Annotated in this window: 19 protein-coding genes and 1 riboswitch; of the genes, 13 read left to right on the top strand and 6 right to left on the bottom strand. The window is 63.5% G+C overall.

Annotated features, from left to right (window positions below):
- Positions 1-218 precede the first annotated feature (218 nt).
- The 4 genes from NKI59_RS09985 to serA all read left to right on the top strand — a co-directional run bounded on the left by NKI59_RS09985 (position 219) and on the right by serA (position 5,168).
- Complete coding sequence (locus NKI59_RS09985) at positions 219-1,046, top strand: outer membrane protein (RefSeq protein ID WP_352450820.1); 828 nt, start codon at positions 219-221, stop codon at positions 1,044-1,046.
- 232 nt (positions 1,047-1,278) lie between these two features.
- Entirely contained in the window at positions 1,279-2,028 is a 750-nt protein-coding gene (locus tag NKI59_RS09980) for an outer membrane protein (protein ID WP_352450819.1), read from the top strand.
- 182 nt (positions 2,029-2,210) lie between these two features.
- Complete coding sequence (locus NKI59_RS09975; RefSeq protein ID WP_352450818.1) at positions 2,211-3,386, top strand: phosphoserine transaminase; 1,176 nt, start codon at positions 2,211-2,213, stop codon at positions 3,384-3,386.
- 183 nt (positions 3,387-3,569) lie between these two features.
- Positions 3,570-5,168: a phosphoglycerate dehydrogenase gene (serA, locus tag NKI59_RS09970; RefSeq protein ID WP_352450817.1), complete on the top strand. Its 1,599-nt coding sequence runs from the start codon at positions 3,570-3,572 to the stop codon at positions 5,166-5,168.
- A gap of 59 nt (positions 5,169-5,227) precedes the next feature.
- Here serA and NKI59_RS09965 read toward each other — a convergent pair whose 3' ends face one another.
- The gene (locus NKI59_RS09965; RefSeq protein WP_352703853.1) at positions 5,228-6,130 is read right to left on the bottom strand and encodes a DMT family transporter; all 903 of its coding nucleotides are present in this window, start codon (positions 6,128-6,130) and stop codon (positions 5,228-5,230) included.
- Between the two features lie 321 nt (positions 6,131-6,451).
- On the opposite strand from NKI59_RS09965, the gene NKI59_RS09960 reads away from it, so the two are divergent.
- Together NKI59_RS09960 and NKI59_RS09955 are read left to right on the top strand one after the other, a co-directional pair.
- On the top strand, positions 6,452-7,750 hold the full coding sequence (locus NKI59_RS09960; RefSeq protein ID WP_352450815.1) for an adenylosuccinate synthase: 1,299 nt from the start codon (positions 6,452-6,454) through the stop codon (positions 7,748-7,750).
- Positions 7,751-7,822: 72 nt separating this feature from the next.
- A complete protein-coding gene (locus tag NKI59_RS09955; RefSeq protein WP_352703851.1) occupies positions 7,823-9,502 on the top strand; it encodes a hypothetical protein in 1,680 nt (559 codons plus the stop codon).
- 33 nt (positions 9,503-9,535) lie between these two features.
- On the opposite strand, the gene NKI59_RS09950 is transcribed toward NKI59_RS09955, so the two are convergent.
- The 4 genes from NKI59_RS09950 to NKI59_RS09935 all read right to left on the bottom strand — a co-directional run bounded on the left by NKI59_RS09950 (position 9,536) and on the right by NKI59_RS09935 (position 12,634).
- On the bottom strand, positions 9,536-9,835 hold the full coding sequence (locus NKI59_RS09950) for a CcdB family protein (protein WP_352450813.1): 300 nt from the start codon (positions 9,833-9,835) through the stop codon (positions 9,536-9,538).
- Positions 9,835-10,077 carry a type II toxin-antitoxin system CcdA family antitoxin gene (locus tag NKI59_RS09945; RefSeq protein ID WP_254816484.1) on the bottom strand — a complete coding sequence of 81 codons (243 nt, stop codon included), beginning with the start codon at positions 10,075-10,077 and terminating at the stop codon, positions 9,835-9,837. The genes NKI59_RS09950 and NKI59_RS09945 overlap by 1 nt, the downstream gene beginning before the upstream one ends.
- A 76-nt stretch (positions 10,078-10,153) precedes the next feature.
- On the bottom strand, positions 10,154-11,974 hold the full coding sequence (locus NKI59_RS09940) for an ABC-F family ATP-binding cassette domain-containing protein (RefSeq protein ID WP_352703849.1): 1,821 nt from the start codon (positions 11,972-11,974) through the stop codon (positions 10,154-10,156).
- Between the two features lie 15 nt (positions 11,975-11,989).
- A complete protein-coding gene (locus tag NKI59_RS09935; RefSeq protein ID WP_352450811.1) occupies positions 11,990-12,634 on the bottom strand; it encodes a thiamine diphosphokinase in 645 nt (214 codons plus the stop codon).
- A gap of 127 nt (positions 12,635-12,761) precedes the next feature.
- A riboswitch (TPP riboswitch) is annotated at positions 12,762-12,876 on the top strand.
- A gap of 43 nt (positions 12,877-12,919) precedes the next feature.
- On the opposite strand from NKI59_RS09935, the gene thiB reads away from it, so the two are divergent.
- From thiB to NKI59_RS09915, 4 genes are all read left to right on the top strand, one after another.
- Positions 12,920-13,933 carry a thiamine ABC transporter substrate binding subunit gene (gene thiB, locus NKI59_RS09930; protein ID WP_352703846.1) on the top strand — a complete coding sequence of 338 codons (1,014 nt, stop codon included), beginning with the start codon at positions 12,920-12,922 and terminating at the stop codon, positions 13,931-13,933.
- Positions 13,934-14,184: 251 nt separating this feature from the next.
- Entirely contained in the window at positions 14,185-15,804 is a 1,620-nt protein-coding gene (gene thiP / locus NKI59_RS09925; protein ID WP_352703844.1) for a thiamine/thiamine pyrophosphate ABC transporter permease, read from the top strand.
- Positions 15,801-16,592 (top strand): thiamine ABC transporter ATP-binding protein, encoded by a 792-nt coding sequence (gene thiQ, locus NKI59_RS09920; RefSeq protein WP_352703841.1) that lies wholly within the window; start codon positions 15,801-15,803, stop codon positions 16,590-16,592. The genes thiP and thiQ overlap by 4 nt, the downstream gene beginning before the upstream one ends.
- A gap of 253 nt (positions 16,593-16,845) precedes the next feature.
- Positions 16,846-18,315 (top strand): M48 family metalloprotease, encoded by a 1,470-nt coding sequence (locus NKI59_RS09915; protein WP_352574751.1) that lies wholly within the window; start codon positions 16,846-16,848, stop codon positions 18,313-18,315.
- 13 nt (positions 18,316-18,328) lie between these two features.
- Here NKI59_RS09915 and NKI59_RS09910 read toward each other — a convergent pair whose 3' ends face one another.
- A complete protein-coding gene (locus NKI59_RS09910; RefSeq protein WP_023680558.1) occupies positions 18,329-19,186 on the bottom strand; it encodes an RNA polymerase factor sigma-32 in 858 nt (285 codons plus the stop codon).
- 325 nt (positions 19,187-19,511) lie between these two features.
- Here NKI59_RS09910 and NKI59_RS09905 point away from each other — a divergent pair, with 325 nt between their 5' ends.
- The 3 genes from NKI59_RS09905 (at position 19,512) to NKI59_RS09895 (ending at position 21,855) form a co-directional block, all read left to right on the top strand.
- The gene (locus NKI59_RS09905; RefSeq protein WP_352703838.1) at positions 19,512-20,285 is read left to right on the top strand and encodes an amino acid ABC transporter substrate-binding protein; all 774 of its coding nucleotides are present in this window, start codon (positions 19,512-19,514) and stop codon (positions 20,283-20,285) included.
- Between the two features lie 122 nt (positions 20,286-20,407).
- Positions 20,408-21,088: an ABC transporter permease subunit gene (locus tag NKI59_RS09900; protein ID WP_023721020.1), complete on the top strand. Its 681-nt coding sequence runs from the start codon at positions 20,408-20,410 to the stop codon at positions 21,086-21,088.
- Positions 21,085-21,855: an amino acid ABC transporter ATP-binding protein gene (locus NKI59_RS09895; RefSeq protein ID WP_352452513.1), complete on the top strand. Its 771-nt coding sequence runs from the start codon at positions 21,085-21,087 to the stop codon at positions 21,853-21,855. The genes NKI59_RS09900 and NKI59_RS09895 overlap by 4 nt, the downstream gene beginning before the upstream one ends.
- Positions 21,856-21,902 lie beyond the last annotated feature (47 nt).

Below are 21,902 nucleotides of genomic sequence, written 5' to 3'. Positions count from 1 at the left end.
CAACATCGGTTCAAAAGCCCGCCTTGCCGGCGGGCATTTTATTGAGTCGCGGCCAGCTCCGCCTGCAGCAACGGCCGCCAGATTGCTCCACTTTTAGTGATTCGTGGTTAATCAATACGGTTAAACGCCTTTTAACCTTTCCGATTCATTATCCACAACTGAGGTCAATCACATTTCGGGCGCGTTCGCCGTTCGAGGGTTCTCAGGGGTGATAAAGCATGTTCAACACAGCAAGAATGGCTCTCCTGGCCGCGCTGTTTGCCGGCGCCGGGCCGGCATTCGCCGCCGATTTCGTCGAGCCGCCCGTCGTCGAGGAGGCGCCGCCACCGATCGCCTACGAGCAGCCGGCCGACTTTGGCGGCTGGTATATCCGTGGCGACATCGACTATCACTGGTCGAAGTTTCGCGGCGCCGACTATATCACCTACGGACCGCCTCCCGGAACCGGCACTTTTGACAGCGGCAAGCTGAAGAGTGCTTTCTCGGCCGGTGCCGGCGTTGGCTATCAAATCGACCGGCACTTCCGCACCGACTTGACCGCGGACTGGATGAGCAAATCCACCTTCCGCGGCTCGACCAGCGGCATCTGCCTTGATGGAGATCCGTGTACTTCGGTCGACACCTCGTCCTATACCGCGCTGCTGCTGCTCGCCAACGCCTATGTCGATATCGGCACATGGCACGGTATCACGCCCTATGTCGGCGCCGGCATCGGCGGCGCCTGGGTTAAGTGGGATACACTCCACAACAGCGATGAAGACGGTGAATTCTTCCACCACGGCGGCAAGGGCTGGCGTTTTGCCTATGCTGCCATGGTTGGCGCATCCTACTGTTTGACCGATCGCGTCAAACTCGACGTCGGCTACCGCTACAGCCATATAAACGGTGGGAAGATGTTCGACTTCGGCAGCGGCGTCGGCCCCGGCTATGACAATGGCATCAATGTTCATGAGGTGCGCGGCGGCCTGCGCTACCAGTTCGGCAGATCGGACTGCGTTGAACCGGAACCTTATGTTCCGGAACCCGAGCCCGTCTACACCAAGTAGTCGCTTCGAAATCGAGGAATTCGTTGACCGCCCGGCTGATGCCGGGCGGTTTCGTTTGGCTGCCTAAACATGCTGCGGCGCTCTGTAACACCGTCCGGCTCGAGGAGCGAAGGCGGATCAAATCAATTGCTAACGCCTTGTTATCCTTAACCCGCACTTAACCACTATGGTTAACAATGCTGTCTGAAACGGCGCGCGATCGCGAATGCGCCAAGTTCGGGAGCCGAGGACCATGACATTCAAATCGCCTGTAGCACTGGCGCTTGCAGCAGTCGTCCTGGTGCCGCTGACGCCGGCGCTTGGCGCCGATTACGAACCGCCGGTCTATGTCGACCAGGCGCCCGACTATGTACCGGTCGAGGTTGGCTCGGGATGGTATCTGCGTGGCGATGTCTCCTATCTGGTGCAGAAGAGCTTCAAGGATGAGCATTTCGCCTTTACACCCGCGAGCTTCGACGAAAAGGAAGATCCCATCTTCGCCAGCATCGGCTTCGGCTACCATTTCAACGACTATTTGCGCGCCGATCTCAATGTCGGCTATCTTCCCGGCAACAAGATCGACGTCGGCTATAACGACGGAACGACCGTGGCATCGGCGACCCTGAAGAACTATGCCTTCTCAGGCATACTCAATGGCTATGTCGATCTTGGGACCTATGTCGGAATCACACCTTATCTCGGCGCTGGTGTCGGTATCCTGCAGAGCAAGCGTCGCCTCTCGGCGAGCTACTTCACCGACAACGCCGACCCCACCGACGATTTCGTCCTGCGTGACAACAAGACCCAATACTCCTTCGCCTACACGCTGAATGCCGGCCTTGCCTACCAAGTGTCCAAGAACGTCTCAGTCGATCTGGGCTATCAGTATTTTTCCGCGCCAGACGCCGAATATGTGACTGCCGAGAGTCTGACTTCTTTTCCGATCCGCAAAGGGATCAACAATCATCAAGTCAAAGTCGGACTACGCTACGATCTCTGGTAGGCTCGATCGAAGCCGAGGCGTTGACAATGGCGGGTCGCAGGCCCGCCGTTTGCGTTTCGCCCTCGGCAATATCCCGGCAGCGACAAAAACTTTCCCCTTGACGCCGAAAGCCTGAACGCATATCGCCATCCGTGGGCCACCCCTCCCCAACGAGGGGCCACTATCTGGAAGGATAGACCACGATGTCCACGCATACCAAGCCCGGATTCCGTCCGGCAAATCCCAATTTTTCCTCAGGTCCCTGTGCAAAACGCCCCGGCTGGTCGGTCGAGGCGCTCAAAAATGCCGCGCTCGGGCGCTCGCACCGTGCCAAGATCGGCAAGACCAAGCTCGAACAAGCGATCGAGCTGACGCGGGAAATCCTCCAGGTTCCGGCGGATTACCGCATCGGCATCGTGCCGGCCTCGGATACCGGCGCGGTCGAAATGGCGCTGTGGTCGCTGCTCGGCGAGCGCGGCGTCGACATGGTGGCCTGGGAGAGCTTCGGCTCCGGCTGGGTCACCGATGTGGTCAAGCAGCTGAGGCTCGCCGATGTGCGCAGGTTAGAGGCTGACTACGGCGCACTGCCCGACCTGACCAAAATCGACTTCGACCGCGACGTGGTCTTCACCTGGAACGGCACGACGTCGGGCGTGCGCGTGCCGAACGGCGACTTCATCCCGGCCACACGCAAGGGCCTGACCATCTGCGACGCTACTTCGGCGGCCTTTGCGCAACAGCTCGATTTTCAGAAACTCGACGTTGTCACCTTCTCCTGGCAGAAGGTGCTGGGCGGTGAGGGCGCGCACGGAATGCTGATCCTCAGCCCGCGCGCCGTGGAACGCCTGGAAAGCTACAAACCGGCCTGGCCGCTGCCGAAGATCTTCCGTCTCACCTCGGGGGGCAAGCTGATCGAAGGCATATTCAAGGGCGAGACCATCAACACGCCGTCGATGCTGTGCGTCGAGGACTATCTCGACGCGCTGCGTTGGGCGAAGTCGATCGGCGGCCTTGACGCGCTGGTCACCAGAGCGGATGCCAATGCCGCCGTTCTCGATCGCTTTGTCGGAAAATCTTCCTGGCTCGGCCATCTTGCCGTAGACCCGGCGACGCGTTCGAACACATCGGTCTGCCTTTCCTTCACCGACCGGCAAGTCGCTGCACTCGACGCCGATGGACAGGCTGCGTTCGCCAAGGCAATTGTCTCGGTGCTCGACAAGGAAGGCGTCGCCTACGACATCGGCGCCTACCGCGATGCACCGCCCGGCCTGCGCATCTGGTGCGGCGCGACAGTCGAGACCTCCGATCTCGAAGCGCTGCTGCCCTGGCTCGACTGGGCCTTTGCGGCGCAAAAGGCGTCGCTCAAAGCGGCGGCCTGACTCCCTCCCCCTCGAGGGGAGGGTGGCCCGAAGGGCCAGGTGGGGTCGCCTCCACCCGCTCAACGATCCGCCATCCAGAAAGAAAAAGATTTGGCCGCATCCGGCCGCAACGACCCCACCCCGGCGCTTCGCGCCGACCCTCCCCTCAAGGGGGAGGGACGCCAATCGCAAAGGACCAAGCCAATGCCCCGCGTTCTCGTCTCAGACAAACTTTCCACCACCGCCGTGCAGATCTTCAGGGATCGCGGCATCGAGGTCGACTATTTGCCGGATCTCGGCAAGGACAAGGAAAAACTGCTCGAAGTGATCGGCCAGTATGATGGGCTGGCCATCCGCTCGGCGACAAAGGTCACGGAGAAGCTGATCAATGCCGCGACCAGGCTGAAGGTCGTGGGCCGCGCCGGCATCGGCGTCGACAATGTCGACATCCCGGCGGCGAGCCGCAAGGGCATCATCGTGATGAACACGCCCTTCGGCAATTCGATCACCACCGCCGAGCATGCCGTCGCCATGATCTTCGCGCTGGCCCGCCAGATACCGGAGGCCAACGCCTCGACCCACGCAGGCAAATGGGAAAAGAACCGCTTCATGGGTGTCGAGATCACCGGCAAGACGCTGGGCATCATCGGCTGCGGCAATATCGGTTCGATCGTCGCTACGCGCGGCGTCGGCCTGAAGATGCATGTCATCGCCTTCGATCCATTCCTGTCGGACAGCCGCGCCGAGGAGCTCGGCGTCGAAAAGGTCGAGCTCGACGAGCTGTTCGCCCGCGCCGACTTCATCACGCTGCACACGCCGCTTACCGACAAGACGCGCAACATCATCGACGCCGCGGCGATCGCCAAGATGAAGACCGGCGTGCGTATCATCAACTGCGCCCGTGGCGGGCTGATCGTCGAGGCCGACCTGATCGCGGCGCTGAAGAGCGGCAAGGTGGCCGGCGCCGGCATCGACGTGTTCGAGGTCGAACCGGCGGACAACAACGCACTGTTCGGCATGGAGAATGTCGTGGCGACGCCGCATCTCGGCGCGTCGACCACCGAAGCGCAGGAGAATGTCGCCCTGCATGTCGCCGAGCAGATGTCCGACTATTTGATCAAGGGCGCCGTTTCCAACGCCATCAACATGCCGTCGATCACCGCCGAAGAGGCGCCGCGGCTGAAACCTTTCGTCAAGCTTGCCGAAGTGCTCGGCGCCTTTGTCGGACAGGTCACCGAGGATCCGATCAAGGAGGTCGAGATACTGTTCGACGGCTCGACCGCGACGATGAACACGCGCGCGCTGATCAGTGCCACCCTTGCCGGGCTGATCCGGCCGCAGGTCTCCGACGTCAACATGGTGTCGGCGCCGATCATGGTGAAGGAGCGCGGCATTATCGTCGCCGAGGTCAAGCGTGACAAGTCGGGCGTGTTCGACGGCTATATCAAGCTGACGGTCAAGACCGAGCACAGGACGCGCTCGATCGCCGGCACCTGTTTTTCGGACGGCAAGCCGCGCTTCATCCAGATCAAGGGCATCAATCTCGACGCAGAGGTCGGCCAGCACATGCTCTACACGACCAATGCCGACGCGCCCGGCATCATCGGCCTGCTCGGCACGGTGTGCGGCGAGAACGGCGTCAACATCGCCAACTTCCAGCTCGGCCGCAACCGGCCGGGCGGCGATGCCATCGCATTGCTCTATCTCGATGCGCCGTTCCCGGAAAACGTGTTGGCGCAGGTGCGCTCGCACAAATCGATCGACTCCGCCAAGCGGCTGCATTTCGATGTGGGGATAGCCTGAAATTCGGCCGCCCCGTGTGCAGCAGCACGCGGGGCGGCGGAACGTCGCGGCAAGCGACTTCATTCAGCAGCGGATGCCGCCATCTTCCGTCCGCTGTATTCGGCGAGGCTGATGCCACCGAGCACCAGCGCGAGAGCCAGCGCCTGATAGAGCTGGAATGTCTCACCGACAATCAGCACCGATAGCAGCGTACCGAAGATCGGCACCAGATTGATGAACAGGCCGGCCCGGTTGGCGCCGATCAGCTCGTTGCCCCTGATATAGAAGATCTGCGAGATGACCGAAGCACCGATGGCGGTATAGAACGCGACCGCCCAGCCGCGGGCATCGGGGACGATGACCTTGCCGGCGGCAATCTCCCACAGGAAGAAAGGCAGCGATGTGACGAGTGCGGCAACCGACAGCGCCAGCATCAGGCTCTGCCAGCGGATGACCGGCTTCAGCCGCAACCCCACCGAATAGAAGGAGTAGCAAAGCACGGCGACCAGCATGATCGCGTCGCCAAAGTTGAGATCCAGCTTGAGAAGCTGGCGCAGGTCGCCATGGCTCGCCGTCACCGCGACGCCAATGATGGTCAGCACGACGCCAGCCATCTGCACCCGGTTCACCCGCAGACGAAACAGCACGAAATTGGCGATGATGATCACGATCGGTATCGCCGCCTGCTCGATCGAGACGTTGATCGCCGTCGTGTAGTTGAGCGCCGTGTAGAAGATCGCATTGAAAAAGGCGAAGCCGCAAGCGCCGAGCCCGCCAAGCAGCAACCAGTGCCTGCGCACCACCGACCAGTCTTGGCGTAGCGTTCCCCAGCCGATCGGCAGCAGGATCAGAACCGCCAGCAGCCAACGCAGGAAGACCAGCGTCATCGGCGAGATATGACCGACCGCCAGCTTTCCCGCCACGGAGTTGCCGCCCCACAGCAAGGTGGTGCACAGCAGGAACAGATAGGCGGCTCGATGCATCGTGAACTCCCGGCCAGGCAGAGGGAATTTGACGGTCGGTGTGGGCCTATTGCGACCGCCAGCCCAAGTAAATGATGTCAAAGACGAAAATTGTTGTGCCTCGGAGCGTTTTGGGCGGCAAAGAGTGGTCGCGCTCGCCGGGTCTTGACGCTATAGAGCGACGTGCGTGCAATTGGACGCTACAAAGTACGCGTCGGAAGGCTTTAATCTCGCGTCGTGCTTTTCCGAAAATCGATTCCGATTTTGGGGGCCGATGCGATAGAGGCCTATCGTTTCGAATTGTTTCAAGCTGCTCGTGCGGCGTCTCAAGGGAAAAGAAATATGGCCAATGTGGTGGTCGTCGGCTCGCAATGGGGCGATGAGGGCAAAGGCAAGATCGTAGACTGGCTGTCGGAGCGCGCCGATGTTGTCGTGCGCTTCCAGGGCGGCCACAATGCCGGCCACACGCTGGTCGTCGACGGCAAGGTCTACAAGCTGTCGCTGCTGCCGTCCGGCGTGGTGCGGCAAGGCAAGCTTTCCATCATCGGCAATGGCGTCGTCTTCGATCCGCACGCTTTCGTCGCGGAGGTTGCGAAATTGAAGGCGCAGGGCATCGAGGTGACGCCAGACCGCCTGAAAATAGCCGAAAACACCGCGCTTATCCTGTCCTTGCACCGGGAGCTGGACGGATTTCGCGAGGACGCCGCTTCCAATTCCGGAACGAAGATCGGCACGACCCGTCGCGGCATCGGTCCCGCCTATGAAGACAAGGTGGGCCGGCGCGCGGTCAGGGTGATGGATTTGGCGGATTTGGAAACGCTGCCCTTGAAGGTCGACAGGCTGCTGACGCACCACAATGCGCTGCGGCGCGGGCTCGGCCATGCCGAGGTCACGCATGAGGCGATCATGAGCGAGCTGATCTCGGTGGCCGACGAGATCCTGCCCTATATGGACCGCGTCTGGAAAATCCTCGACGACAAGCGCCGCGCCGGCGAGCGCATCCTGTTCGAGGGCGCGCAAGGCACGTTGCTCGACATCGACCACGGCACCTATCCGTTCGTCACCTCGTCCAATACGGTTGCCGGTCAGGCCGCCGCCGGGTCGGGTGTCGGGCCGGGCGCCATCGGCTATGTGCTCGGCATCACCAAGGCCTATACGACGCGCGTAGGCGAAGGCCCGTTTCCAACCGAACAGAAGAACGAGATCGGCGAGTTCCTGGGCACGCGCGGCCATGAATTCGGCGTCGTCACCGGCCGCAAGCGGCGCTGCGGCTGGTTCGATGCCGTGCTGGTCCGCCAGGCCGTCGCCGTCAACGGCATCAAGGGCATTGCGCTGACCAAGCTCGATGTGCTCGATGGGCTGGACGAGATCAAGGTCTGTACCGGCTACCGACTCGACGGCGAGGCGATCGATTACCTGCCGGCCAGCCAGGGTGCGCAGGCCCGCGTCGAACCGGTCTACGAGACGCTGGAGGGGTGGAAAGGCACCACTGCCGGCGCGCGCAGCTGGAACGACCTGCCGGCCCAGGCGGTGAAGTACGTCCGCTACATCGAAGAGCTGATCGGCGCGCCGGTCGCACTCCTTTCCACCAGCCCTGAACGGGACGACACGATACTTGTGACCGATCCGTTTCAAGACTAGTTTCTCAGCCTTCCGGGCATTGCGGCTGATTTGCGGGGGCCGGCCCAGAAACAAATGCAGGTCGACTGACGTATGGTAGATTTTGTTCCTATTCTGAAAAAGGCGCTCGATAAACTCGGTGAGCCGTCGGCGGAAGTGCGCGCCAGGGTCTATGACAGGGCCCGTTCGTCAATCGCGAAACAACTGGCAGAGAAGGCCACGATGACGCCTTCCGATGTCGACCGGCAGATGCGTGCACTGGAAGACGCCATCGCCAAAGTCGAGCGGGACTATGCCAAGCCTGCGCCGCCACCCGACCCGCTGGCGGAACTGGAGGACATCTTCTCCTCCATCGACCGCAACAAGAACCAGTCCAGCCATATCCGACAGCCAGCAAAGACGGAGCCGGCATGGCAGCCGGCCAAGGCCGAGCCGGCAAAGACCGGGCCAGCCTGGCAGCCCACGCCCGCCAAGCCGGCGCCGAACTGGCAAAAGCCGCAGCCCGTCGCTCTTTCTCAGGAGCGCGCTGGTCCGCCGCCGTCCGATATGGATCTTCCGACGGCTGACGGCCAAGACGGCGTTTTTCGGGGCGACGACTTTTCCAACGACGGCGGCCCCGCGGAGGACACGTTCCAGCGGCTCCATCCTGCCGAGCGCAGGCGCAGCTATGGCGGTCTGATCGCCGCCGCCATTGCCTTGCTTGTCATTGCCGGTGGTGGCTATGGCATCTGGCTGAACAAGGATGCGTTCGGCAGCATGCTCGGCCTCGACTCGACCAAAGCCGTCGCCACCGAACCGCTGGTAAAACCAGCCCCGGCCAAGCCGGAGGCCGATGCGGCCGTACCGGCCGCCGCGCCTCCCACGGAGGCCGGCGAGGGCGCGAAGTTCACGCAGCGCCTGACGCCCGAGGGCCACGAAGTCGATCCCGGCCCCGCGGCCGGGCAGGCGGGCATCGGCGAAGGCGAATCCGTCGCCGCACTGACCACGCCGCCATCGGCCGCACAGGCGCCGACCACCCCGGCACCCGCCGCGCCGGCACCGGCCGCACCCGCCGACAAGCAAGCCACGGCCAATGCTCCAGCAGTCGATGGGTCCGCTGCACCAACTCCCGCGACGCCGCCCGCCAACGGGGCAGCAGCGCCGGCCGATGCTGCAGCGGCCGCCCCGCCGCCCGCACCGGCAGCGGCACCAACGGCAGTTCCGCCGCAAGCCACGTTGGCCGTCGGCCAGAAGGCGATCTTCTACGAGGAGCGCACCAGCACCGCTCAAGGCTCGGCCGAGCCCGGCAACATCGTCTGGTCGCTAGTGCAGGAATCGCCCGGCGGCGACTTGCCGCCCGAGCCGGCGATCCGCGCCGAGGCGACCATTCCAGGCAAGGATATCCAGTTGCGCATGACGATCCGTCGCAACACCGACCAGACGCTGCCGGCCAGCCATATCATCGAGATGATCTTCCTGACGCCTGACGGCTTCGAGGGCGGCGGCGTCGACAACATCCTGCGTGTCGCCATGAAGGGCTCCGAGCAGGATGCCGGAAGCCCGCTGATCGGCATCCCGGCCAAGATCGCCGACGGTTTCTTCCTGGTTGCGCTCAACGATACCAAGGCGGATGAAGACGCCAATCTGACCTTGCTCAGAGGCCAGGACTGGATCGACGTGCCGGTCGTCTACAAGACCGGGCGGCGGGCGCTGCTCACCATGGAAAAGGGCATTCCAGGCGAGAAGGTGTTCGACGAGGCGCTGAAGGCCTGGCAGACTAAGACGGCGGGGTGAAGACGGTCCGCCACCCCGAAGCTCCCCAGCAGTTCAGAAGCCCTGGAACAGCATATCGAGCGCGGCCACGATCTCGTCGTGATGCCTCGTCAGATTCAGTCGGCTCTCGCCCAGTTCCGTCGCCGCAACCGTGGCGATCAAATGGGTGGCCATGACCAATTTCCGACCATTGATCTCGAAAATCGGGTGGAGCTTTCGCATTGGTGATGGCGCCATCGCAGCCGGCAGAAGCGGGACGACCACCCGGGTCTTGAAATGGTCTAGCAGATCGGCCTGGACGTCGAGGAGATAGCCGCCTTCGATGCTACCCGCGAAGACGTCGTAGCGCGCCATCAGAATTGCCGATGTTCTGCCAGCGGAATACCGTGTTTTTCGACATATTCGTTCCACGCATCTATCGTCGCGCGGTTCTCAAGCTTCCACAGCCGCGTCTTTTCGGCGGCCACGGCCTCGGCGATGCCGGCTTCAGCGGCGCGCGAGACATTCACATCGAGCCCCTTGGCTTCCTTCATGAGCTTTGAGTCGATCGACAGATTTGCCGGCTGGCGAACCGCATTCACAGCAATTTTGCGCATGATCACCTCCACAGTATGCGCATAACATATGCGCATTCCTCTCTAGTCGCAATGACAAGGTGCTTGAACTCGCGAATTACCCCTCCATCTCCTCGCGCAGCATTTCCAGTTCCAGCCATTCCTCCTCGAGCGCTGCCAGTGTGACGCGCTCCTTGTCGAGCGCGGCAATCGTCTTCTGGAACGAGGCCGGGTCACGCTCGTAATAGGCCGGATCGGCGATGTTGTTCTCCAGCCGCGAGATCGAGGCCGACACCGCCTCGATCTTCTTGGGCAGCGATTCCAGCGCGAATTTCTGCTTGAACGACAGTTTCTTGGCCGGGCCCTTCGGTGCGGCCGCTTCGTTCCTGCTTGCCGCCGTCGCTTCACCGGCTTCTGCCTTTGGCCGTGCCCTGTGGTCGTCCAGCCTGGTGCCGCCGCGCTGCGCCAGCATGTCGGAATAGCCGCCGGCATATTCGATCCAGCGGCCGTCACCATCCGGCGCGATGATGCTGGTCACGGTGCGGTCGAGGAAATCGCGATCGTGGCTGACCAGGATCACCGTGCCGGCAAAGCCGGCGACCAATTCCTGCAGCAGCTCCAGCGTCTCCATATCGAGGTCGTTGGTCGGCTCGTCGAGCACAAGCAGGTTTGCCGGCCGCGCCAAAACGCGTGCGAGAATCAGCCGTGCCCGCTCGCCGCCCGAAAGCTCGCGCACCGGCGTGCGCGCCTGTTCCGGCTTGAACAGGAAGTCTTTCATGTAAGAGACGACGTGGCGCTGCTCGCCATTGATGACGAGGTTCTCGCCGCGCCCGTCGGTCAGATACTGCGCCAGTGTCTCCTGCGGGTCGACGGCTTCGCGCTTCTGGTCGAGCGTGGCGATCTCCAGATTTGTGCCGAGCCGCACCGTGCCTGCGTCCGGCTTCAATTCGCCGGTCAGCATCTTCAACAGCGTCGTCTTGCCGGCGCCGTTCGGCCCGACCAGACCGACGCGATCGCCGCGCTGGATGCGGGTCGAGAATCCCTTGACCACGGTCAGATCGCCAAAGCTCTTCTCGATGTTCCTGGCTTCGATCACCAGCTTGCCGGATTCGGCGGCGTCGCTGGCTGTCATCGTCGCCGCACCCTCGGCGCCGCGATGACCACGAAAGCGCTGGCGCATGGTCTGCAACTCACCGAGCCGGCGCATGTTGCGCTTGCGCCGCGCTGTCACGCCATAGCGCAGCCAGTGCTCCTCGCGGACGATCTGGCGACCGAGCTTGTGCTGCTCGCGCTCTTCCTCCTCCAGCACCGTGTCGCGCCATTCCTCGAAATAGCCAAAGCCCTTGTCGAGACGGCGGGTCTGGCCGCGGTCGAGCCAGATTGTGGCGCGTGACACGCGCTCGAGAAAACGGCGGTCATGCGAGATGACGACCAGTGCCGAGGAGGTGCGGGCAAGCTCCTCCTCCAGCCATTCGATAACCGAAAGGTCAAGGTGATTGGTCGGCTCATCGAGGAGGAGAATGTCGGGCTCCGGCGCCATGACGCGGGCGAGGGCGGCGCGCCGCGCCTCGCCGCCGGAGAGGTCGTTCGGCCGTTCCTCGCCGGTCAGGCCGAGATGCTCCATCAGATAGGTGGCGCGGTAGGGATCGTCGGCGGGCCCGAGCCCCGCCTCGACATAGGCGCGGACGGTCGCAAAACCGTCCATGTCGGGCATTTGCGGCAAGTAGCGCACGGTTGCCGAGGGCTGGCGGAAGACTTCGCCATCCTGCGGTTCGATCAGCCCGGCGGCGATCTTGAGGAGCGTCGACTTGCCAGAGCCGTTGCGGCCGACCAGGGCGATCTTGTCGCCAGCCGAGGCCGTCAGGGCGGCACCGTCGAGCAGCGGCGTGCCGCCAAAGGTCAGCTTTATCCCGTCGAGATTGAGAAGTGGCGGCGCCATATCAGCTTTCTGGGCTCAGCTTTCCGGAAGAGGGTAGGGATGCGCGAGCAGCAGCGCGCGGCCGCTGGCCAGCGCGATTTCCAGCCGGCCCCTGACCTCGTTGGAAATGGTCAGCGACGAGCCGAACGCAACCTCGACATGGTCGAGCGGCCATTTGGCGCCGGTGACTGTCAGGCCGGCGAGATCCGAAAAGCCGAGCACCGAAAACAGCGTGCCGTCGGCATAGTCGAAGTCAGTCTTTCCCGGCAGCAAGGGAATGCCTTCCTGTGCGCCGCTGGTCAAAAGCACTTCCGTCCCGCCTTCCGCCAGCCGGACGCTCAGCGCCAGATGCAGGAAGATGTGGTCGGTACGTTTGCCGCCGAAGGCGCCTGCGAGCACAAGGCTGGTCGCACCGCGTTCGAGCGCGGCGGCGATAGCGAGTTCACCGTCGGTCTTGTCCTTTTCGGCGGGAAACACCTGCCGTGGCACGGCGGCCAGATCCTCCGGCAACTCGGCAGGCACCGAATCGAAATCGCCGACCCAGAGTTCCGGCCTCAGGCCCAGCATACGGGCATGTCCGATGCCGGCGTCGGCGGCGATGACGCGCGAGCCTTCGACTTGGCGGTCGAGCAGCGGCGTGCGGATGAGATCGCCGCCAAGCAGGATGGTGAATGTGCTCATATCTCGTGGCCCTTACCAGCCCTGCCCCGGAAACGGAAGATGAAACGGCAGACGAAACGGAAGGCTGGGCTTTGGATGCCCGGCAAACTTCCGCTTGCGCAGCACTTCGGCCGGGCCTATGTGTCGCAACGCTCTAACGGGGTGCCGGACGCGATCTTCGCGGACCGGCTGAGAGGCAAGACTGCCAACCCGCTGAACCTGATCCGGTTTGTACCGGCGGAGGGATTAGACGTTTCGGACAGCCCGACGCCTCAATTCCTTTCAACGCGAACGAAGGAGGCGCCGATGCGCAGTTTTTTCCACTCTCTTGTCTCAATTGTCCTGCTTGCGGCATCCGCGCTCGCCCTGCCAGGGCAGGCATCGGCACAGGATAGACTGACGGTCTATACCTATGAAAGCTTCACCGCCGATTGGGGTCCGGGACCGGCGGTGAAGAAGGCCTTCGAGGCCGAATGCAGTTGCGTCGTCGAATTCGTCTCGGTCGCCGACGGCGTGGCGCTGCTCAACCGTGTGAAGCTGGAAGGCGCCGCGACCAAGGCCGATATCGTACTTGGCCTCGATACCAACTTAACCGCCGACGCCAAGGCAACCGGCCTGTTTTCGCCGCACGGCGCCGTCTCGGGCGTCAATGTGCCGGGCGGCTGGAGCGACGATATTTTCGTGCCGTTCGACTATGGCTATTTCGCCGTCGTCTACGATACCGAAAAACTGAAGAGCCCGCCGAAGAGCCTCAGGGAATTGGTCGAGGGCGATGCCGGAGAGAAGATCGTCATCCAGGATCCGCGCACCTCGACGCCGGGCCTTGGCCTGCTGCTGTGGGTCAAGTCGGTCTATGGCGACAAGGCGCCGGAAGCCTGGGCCAAACTCAAGGCGAAGGTGCTGACGGTAACGCCGGGCTGGAGCGAGGCCTACGGCCTGTTCACCAAGGGCGAGGCGCCGATGGTGCTGTCCTACACCACCTCGCCGGCCTACCACATGGTCGCCGAAAACACCGAGCGCTACCAGGCGGCGTCCTTCGAGGAGGGCGAATATCTGCAGATCGAGGTTGCGGGGATCACCACCAAGGGTGCGAAGAACCCGCTGGCAGAAAAGTTCATTGCCTTCATGACCGGACCGAAATTCCAGGATGTCATTCCCGAAACCAACTGGATGTTCCCGGCCGGCAAAACCGACAAGCCGCTCAACCCGGCGTTCGATAAGCTGGTCAAGCCGACCAAGACCTTGCTGTTCAGCCCGGAAGACGTCGCCGCCAACCGCAAGGCCTGGGTCGACGAGTGGCTGGCGGTGATGAGCAAGTAGGGCTCAAGCCTCGTCGGATGTTTGCGCCAAGCCACCCCCCTCTGGCCTGCCGGCCATCTCCCCCTCAAGGGGGGAGATCGGCAGCTTTGTCGCCTCTCCTCGTCCTGCCACTTGTGACATTGGCGAAGGCGGCTGAGTGCGCAATCTCCCCCCTTGAGGGGGAGATGGCCGGCAGGCCAGAGAGGGGTGGGCTCGGCCATTGTCAGGTATTTCCTTCGATCAACACCTGTCGTAGTGTCGGGTAGCGCAACATGCGTACGCGTCATCCGGCCGATCCCCGCGTCACTGCCGGCATCGTCGCGCTCGCCGCCATCGCGCTGCTGATCGGCGGTGCATTCGCCGGGCTCGTCGTCGAAGCCACACGCGACCTGTCCGGCGCCGCCGCCGCTTTCGATTCCTATCTCCTGCGTGTCGCCCGCTTCACGCTCTGGCAGGCTCTGTTGTCGACCCTGCTCTCCGTTGCACCGGCGCTGTTCGTCGCGCGCGCCCTGTCGCGGCATCCACGTTTTTTCGGGCGAGGCTTTATCCTGCAGCTTTTCGCCGTGCCGCTGGCGCTGCCGGCCATTGTTGCCGCACTCGGCGTCTTGGCACTCTATGGCCGCGCCGGCTATTTCGCCGGCACGCTCGGCGCGATTGGCGGGCAGAGCTGGCCCGGCATCTATGGCCTGTCGGGCATTCTCGTCGCCCATGTCTTCTTCAACCTGCCGCTGGCGACGCGGCTGTTCCTGGAGGCGTTGCAGACCGTGCCGGCCGACCAATGGCGGCTGGCGAGCCAGCTTGGCATGGGTGCTGCGCCGGCCTTCCGGCTGATCGAATGGCCGCCGCTGCGTGCGGCCTTGCCGGGCGTTGCCGGGCTCGTTTTCATGCTGTGCATCACCTCCTTCACCATCGTGCTTACGCTCGGCGGCGGACCCAGCGCGACGACGCTCGAGGTTGCCATCTACCAGGCGCTGCGTTTCGACTTCGACCCGGCGCGGGCTGTGACGCTGACCCTGCTGCAGATTGCCCTGACCTTCGTCGTCGTGCTGGCCTTGACGCGGCTCGGCGCCAATATGGTCGGGGATGCCAATCTGCCGGTGGCGCCGCGCCGGTATTTTTCAGCCGGTGCGGCCGAGACCGTGCTGAACGCATTGGCGATCGGGCTCGCACTCCTGTTTGTCGCCGGGCCGATGGCGGCCACGTTGGCAGCCGGGCTTGGCGCCGATCTCGGCCGCCTGGCCGGCGAGGGCGCGGTGCGGCAAGCGACGGCGACCAGTGCCGTGCTCTCTCTCCTATCGGCGCTGCTCTCTGTGGCGTTGTCGCTGTCGCTGGTCATGGCGCGCCGGGCGCTGGCGCTCACCCGGCGGCAGGGCCGGCGGACACTGCTCGAACATCTGGCCGACACCGGTGCGGGGTTCGTCCTGGTGGTGCCGCCCATCGTCATCGGCGCCGGCTGGTTCCTGCTCTTGCGCACCGTCAGCGATGTCTTTGCGATCGCCCCTGTCATGGTCGTTGCGGTCAATGCGGTGATGGCGATGCCGTTCGCCATCCGCGCCATCCGCCCTGCCTATGACGCGGCGAGCGAACGCCACGAACGGCTCTGTGCACAGCTTGGCATCTCGGGCTGGAACCGGTTGCGGCTGGTCGACTGGCTGTCGCTGCGGCGGCCGCTCGCCACCGGCTTCGCTTTCGCCATGGCGCTGTCGCTCGGCGATCTCGGCGTCATTGCGCTATTCGGCAGCGATTCCGTGCAGACCTTGCCCTATCTGCTGCTGGCGCGCATGGGCAGTTACCGCACCGAGGATGCGGCCGGGCTGGCGCTGCTGCTCGGCCTTGTCTGCCTGGCGCTGGTGCTGGCCGCGGACTGGCTGGGAAGGAGGGAGAAATCATGATGCCGACCAGCCCGGAACGGTCCATTTCGGTGGAAAAAGGCGCGGCCGTGCGGCTCGATAATGTCTCGTTCAGCTATGGTGAAACGCCGCTTATATTCGATGTCGATTTCCCGGCGTCGGAAATCACCGCGATCATGGGGCCGAGCGGTTCGGGAAAGTCGACGCTGCTCAATCTGGTGGCCGGCTTCGAGACGCCGCGGTCGGGCCGCGTGCTGATCGGCGGCGCCGACCTCAGCACTGCGCCGCCATCAGCGCGGCCGGTATCGATGGTGTTCCAGGAAAACAACCTGTTTGCCCATCTTTCCCTCGAGCAGAATGTCGGGCTCGGCCGCTCGCCTTCGCTCAGGCTGAGCGAGGCTGACCGCGCCGCAATCGCCGCAGCGCTGAAGCGCGTCGGCCTTGCCGGCAAGGAAAGCCGGCTGCCGCGCGAACTCTCCGGCGGCGAGCGGCAGCGCGTCGCGCTCGCCCGTGTCCTGGTGCGCGACCGGCCGGTGTTGTTGCTCGACGAGCCGTTCGCTTCGCTCGGACCGGCACTGCGCGACGACATGCTCGACCTGGTGGCCGACGTCCATTCGGAGCAGTGCATGACGGTGCTATTCGTCACGCACCAGCCGGACGATGCGCGCCGTATCGGCCAAAACATGGTTTTCCTGGATGGTGGCACGGTTGCCGCGACGGGCACCGCGGCCGATTTTTTCGTCGGGGCTGGACCGGAGGCATTCCGACGCTATATCGGCTCGGGTCCGTTTGCGGTTGGATCACGAGATGTTGCCCGGAAGCGGACATAATTTATGGTCAAACCGGCGGAAGGCGAAGCGGCGCTTGCTTGCCATGGTCGAGGTAGTGTGGCTAGGTCCGCCAGGAGCTGGTCCGGCCTAGACCGTGATTTGCCCTTGCTGCCTCGCATCTGTCGGACGCACGAAGGACGCCGTAGCACTTGATTTGCGCGTGATGCTTTCCGGAAATCGCGCCCGATTTTCGCGGTCACGTGCCAGGACTTGAAAGGAAGCCGATCTGCCGACCGGCATCGACAATCGGAGGGTGAAACCGCTGGCGCGCTTTCTGGCGCTGGCCGGTCTCGCCGTGGCGCTGGCAAGCTGCCAGATGTTCACGCCTCCCGACGTGCAGGAATCAGGCTTTCAGCCCTCAGACAAGCCGATCACGGTCGACAATGTCGCCGCCAACGGCAAGCTCGCTCAACTGGCGAAGGCGCAGCACCCGCGCATCCTCGCCACCTATGGCGGCGAATATTCCGACCCCAAGCTCGAGCGCATGGTGGCCAAGATCGTCGGCAGACTGACCGTGGTGTCGGCCAACCCAACCCAGACCTACCGCATCACCATCCTCAACTCGCCCAACGTCAATGCCTTCGCGCTGCCGGGCGGTTATCTCTACATCACCCGCGGCCTGCTTGCGCTGGCCAACGATTCGGCCGAGCTTGCCGCCGTCATTGCGCATGAGATGGGCCACGTTACGGCCAACCACGGCCTGCAGCGCCAGCAACTGGAAGCCGAGGAGGGGTTGGCGACCAAGGTCGTTTCGGATGTGCTCGGCGACAACCCGACGGCCAAGGCGGCACTGATCCGCGGCAAGCTGAGGCTGGCCCAGTTCTCGCGCAATCAGGAGCTGGAGGCCGACGCAATCGGCATCAAGTCGATCGGCGAAGCCGGTTTCGATCCCTACGCCGCCGGCCGCTTCCTGCAGTCGATGTCGGCCTATACCGATTTCCGCTCGATCAGCGGCGCTACCGACGCCAGCCTCGACTTCCTGGCGACGCACCCCAACACGCCGCAGCGTATCGATCTCGCGCAGCGCCACGCCCGCCAGTTCGGCGCGCCCGGTGTCGGGTCGCGCGACCGCGATTCATTTCTTGCCGGCGTAGACGGGCTGCTTTACGGCGACACGCCGGAGGAAGGCTATGTGCGCGGCGAAACCTTCCTGCATCCTGGCCTCGGCGTGTCGTTCTCGGTGCCCAACGGCTTCATCATCGACAATTCGGCGGCGGCGGTGACGGCGACCGGCCCGGGCGACATGGCGATCCGCTTCGACGGCGTTTCGATCGACAAGAACCGCTCGCTGACCGACTACATCCGCAGCGGTTGGGTTGCCGGCCTCGACGACAGCAGCGTGCGCCAGGAGACGATCAACGGCAACGAAGCGGCAACCGCGCATGCCGGCGCCGATGGCTGGCAATTCGATATTGCGGTGATCCGCGCCGGCGGCCAGGTCTACCGCTTGCTGACCGCGGCACCTTCGGCCAGCACCTCGCTGAGCACGGTGGCGCGCTCGGTCAGCGGCTCGTTCCGCATCCTGAGTGCTGCCGAGAAGGCGGCGTTGAAGCCGCTGCGTATCCGCATCGTCACGGTGCAGCCCGGCCAGACAATGGGCTCCCTGGCCGCACAGATGGTCGGCGTCGACCGCAAGCTGGATTTGTTCAGGGTGCTCAACGCGCTGTCGCCGGGTGCCGCGGTTTCGGCCGGCGACAAGGTCAAGATCGTCACCGACAAATAGCAGCCGACGCGATTCAGGCTGCGAGAAATTCCGGGTTCTGCTTCACCAGCGCCGCCTTGAGCTTTTCCATGGCGCGCGCCTCGATCTGGCGGACACGTTCCTTGGAGATGCCGAGCGTCTCGCCGAGCGCTTCGAGCGTCGCGCCCTCGTCGCTCAGCCGGCGCTCCTCGATAATCCTGAGTTCTCGCGCATTGAGCGCGCCGAGCGCCGTCTTCAGCCAGACCGAACGGCGTTCGACGTCGATCGTATCGCCGACGACCTCATCGGGCAGCGGGTCATCCGAAACCAGGAACTCCATCCGCTCGGTTGCGCCCGCATCGTCGGCTAGCGGCGTGTTGAGCGAGCTGTCCGGCGCCGAAAGGCGGGAATCCATCATCGCCACATCGGCCTCCGATACCCCGAGAGCCGCCGACACTTCGCGGTAGAGCGTGGCATTCGACATCTGCTCGGCGCCGTTTGCCAGGCGGGCGCGCAGACGCCGCAGGTTGAAGAACAGCGCCTTTTGCGCCGAGCTAGTGCCGCCGCGCACGATCGACCAGTTGCGCAGGATATAGTCCTGCATCGAGGCGCGAATCCACCAAGTCGCGTAGGTCGAGAACCGCACCTCGCGCTCGGGCTCGAAACGGGCCGCTGCCTCCAGCAGCCCGACATGGCCTTCCTGGATCAGGTCGCCCAGCGGAAGGCCGTAGTGGCGAAACCGCGACGCCATGGAAATGACCAACCGCATATGCGCGACGGTGATGCGGTGCAGCGCGTGCTGGTCATTGTTTTCCTTCCAGCGCAGCGCCAGGAGATGCTCTTCGTCACGTTCCAGATAAGGGGCTTTCATCGCCGCGCGAACCATGGTCCGTCCTGCACTGTCTTCCATCATGCCGCGCTCCTGCTCCAGGCGTTGCGGTGCAATCGAATCGTGAGTTGGCGCCGATGGTTGAAATGGCGGCGCCGCGCCCTACAACAGCGAAGAACGTGCCATGCGGGGGAATGTTCCCCCGGACTGTCATGTCGATTGTGCTGTTCCAGGCGATTCGCCACCGGCCTTGACTCAGCCGGATGGCGCCGGGAGATGCTGGTTGAGAATTGGATTTCAAGGGCGCGAGATTTTTGAAATTTAGTTTCTTATTCTGGCATCGCGCATCTGTCATTTTCCGGCACTCGCAATGACGCCGGACATCGGCCAAGGACGGGATCACAGAAAAATGAAATGGCTCAAATCGCTCATTATCGCCGGAACGCTGCAGGTTCTGGCCGTCGCCGCCAGTCATGCCGGCGCCAATCTCGACCAGATCAAGCAGGCCGGCGTCTTCAAGGTCGGCACGGAAGGAACCTATGCGCCCTTCACCTATCATGATGCTTCCGGCGCGCTGGTCGGCTTCGACGTCGAGATCGCGCGGGCCATCGCCGAGCGCCTCGGCGTCAAGGCCCAGTTCCTCGAAGGCAAATGGGACGGGCTGATCGCCGGTCTCGACGCCAACCGCTACGATGCCGTCATCAACGAGGTCGGCATCACCGAGGCGCGCAAGGCTAAATATGATTTCTCCGATCCTTACATCGCCTCCAAGGCAGTGCTGATCGTGCGCGGCGACAACACCGACATCAAGGCTTTCGCCGATCTCAAGGGCAAGAAGGCGGCGCAGTCGTTGACTTCGAACTTCGGCAAGCTGGCTGAAACCAACGGCGCCGAACTCGTCGGCACCGACGGCTTCGACCAGTCGATCCAGCTGCTTCTTACCGGCCGCGCCGACGCCACCATCAACGACAGCCTGTCCTTCCTCGACTTCAAGAAGCACAAGCCCGACGCCAATGTGAAGATTGCCGCCCAGGAAGAAAACGCCGACTATTCCGGCGTCATCGTGCGCAAGGGCGATCCGGAACTGGTGGCCGCCATCAATAAGGCGCTGGCCGACATCAAGGCCGACGGCACCTACAAGAAAATCGCCGACACCTATTTCGGCCAGGACGTTTCGAAGTAAAACGGCTTTCTCGTGTGGGCCGAATGCCGGCCCGCGTCGTTCGTATCGCGGCGAGCTGTCTTTCGACGGCCCGCCGCTTTCGCGTGATATGAGCGACGGCAATCTGGCAAGGAGGAGCCTTCGTGCCGCACTGGCTGCAATTGATGCTGGAATCCCTGCCTACGCTGCTGTGGGCTGCACTGATCTTCACCGTGCCGTTGACGCTGCTGTCGTTTGCATTCGGTCTTGTCCTAGGCCTGGTTGTAGCGCTTGTCCGGCTGTTCGGTCCCAAACCGCTGGTCGCCGTGGTCCGCTTCTACGTCTGGATATTCCGCGGCACGCCGCTTCTCGTGCAACTGTTCCTTATCTTCTACGGCCTGCCATCGGTCGGCATCCTGCTCGACGCCTTTCCAGCAGCACTGATCGGCTTCACCTTGAACATCGGTGCTTATTCGTCGGAAATCATCCGCGCCGTCATCGGTTCGGTGCCCAAGGGCCAGTGGGAAGCGGCCTATTCGATCGGCATGACCTGGGCCCAGGCAATGCGGCGCACCATTCTTCCACAGGCGGGCCGCGTCGCCGTGCCGCCGCTGTCCAACACCTTCATCTCGCTGGTCAAGGACACTTCGCTCGCCGCCGCCATCACTGTGCCGGAGATGTTCCAGGCAGCGCAGCGCATCGTCGCCACCACCTATGAGCCGCTGATCCTCTATGTCGAGGCAGCGGCCCTCTATCTGGTCATGAGCTCCGTGCTGTCGGCCTTGCAGGCGCGGCTGGAAACGCGGCTCAACCGTTATGGCGGCTTCCTGGAGGCGCGCGCATGATCGGCCTCACCAACATCGAAAAGCGTTTCGGCGACAATTTGGTGCTGAAGGGCGTCACCGTCACGATCGAGGAAGGCAGCGTTACGGCGCTTGTCGGGCCGTCGGGCGGAGGGAAGAGCACGCTTTTGCGCTGCATCAACCTGCTCGAGCTGCCGACTTCAGGCACGGTACGGATCGGCGACGATGCACTCGAATTCCATCCCGGCGGCAGGGTCTCGACCAGGGATATCCAGCGGCTGCGGCTGCAGACCGGCATGGTGTTCCAGAATTTCCAGCTGTTTCCGCATCGCACTGCGATCGAGAACATCATGGAGGGGCTGGTGACGGTGCTGAAATGGCCCAAGGAGAGGGCGCGCGAACGGGCGCTGGCCCTGCTCGAAAAAGTCGGCATGGCGCACAAGGCCGATGCCTGGCCGGCGACCCTGTCGGGCGGCCAGCAGCAGCGCGTGGCGATTGCCCGGGCGCTGGCGCCTTCGCCGAAGGTCCTGCTCTGCGACGAGCCGACCTCGGCACTCGATCCGGAACTGGCGCAGGAGGTGGTTGACGTGCTCGGCAAGCTCGCCAGCGAGGGCACGACCATGGTGATGGCGACGCATGACCTGCGGCTCGCCTCCAAGATCGCGCGGGAAGTGGTGTTCCTCGATGCCGGCAACATCGTCGAACAAGGCCCGGCCGCGGTGCTGTTCAGCAACCCGGAACGCCAGCGGACCAAGCGGTTCATCGCCACGCTGAAGCACGAGGCGGAAAGGGAGGGCGGCGAAGGTTAGATATGCCCGTCGCCGGTCAGCTAAGACAAAAAAACCCGGCGCGAGGC

The sequence above is a fragment of the Mesorhizobium sp. M0598 genome (assembly GCF_040320865.1).
Lineage (GTDB): Bacteria > Pseudomonadota > Alphaproteobacteria > Rhizobiales > Rhizobiaceae > Mesorhizobium.
Note: the sequence above shows the minus strand (reverse complement) of the source record. Positions and strands in the feature narration are given on the sequence as shown.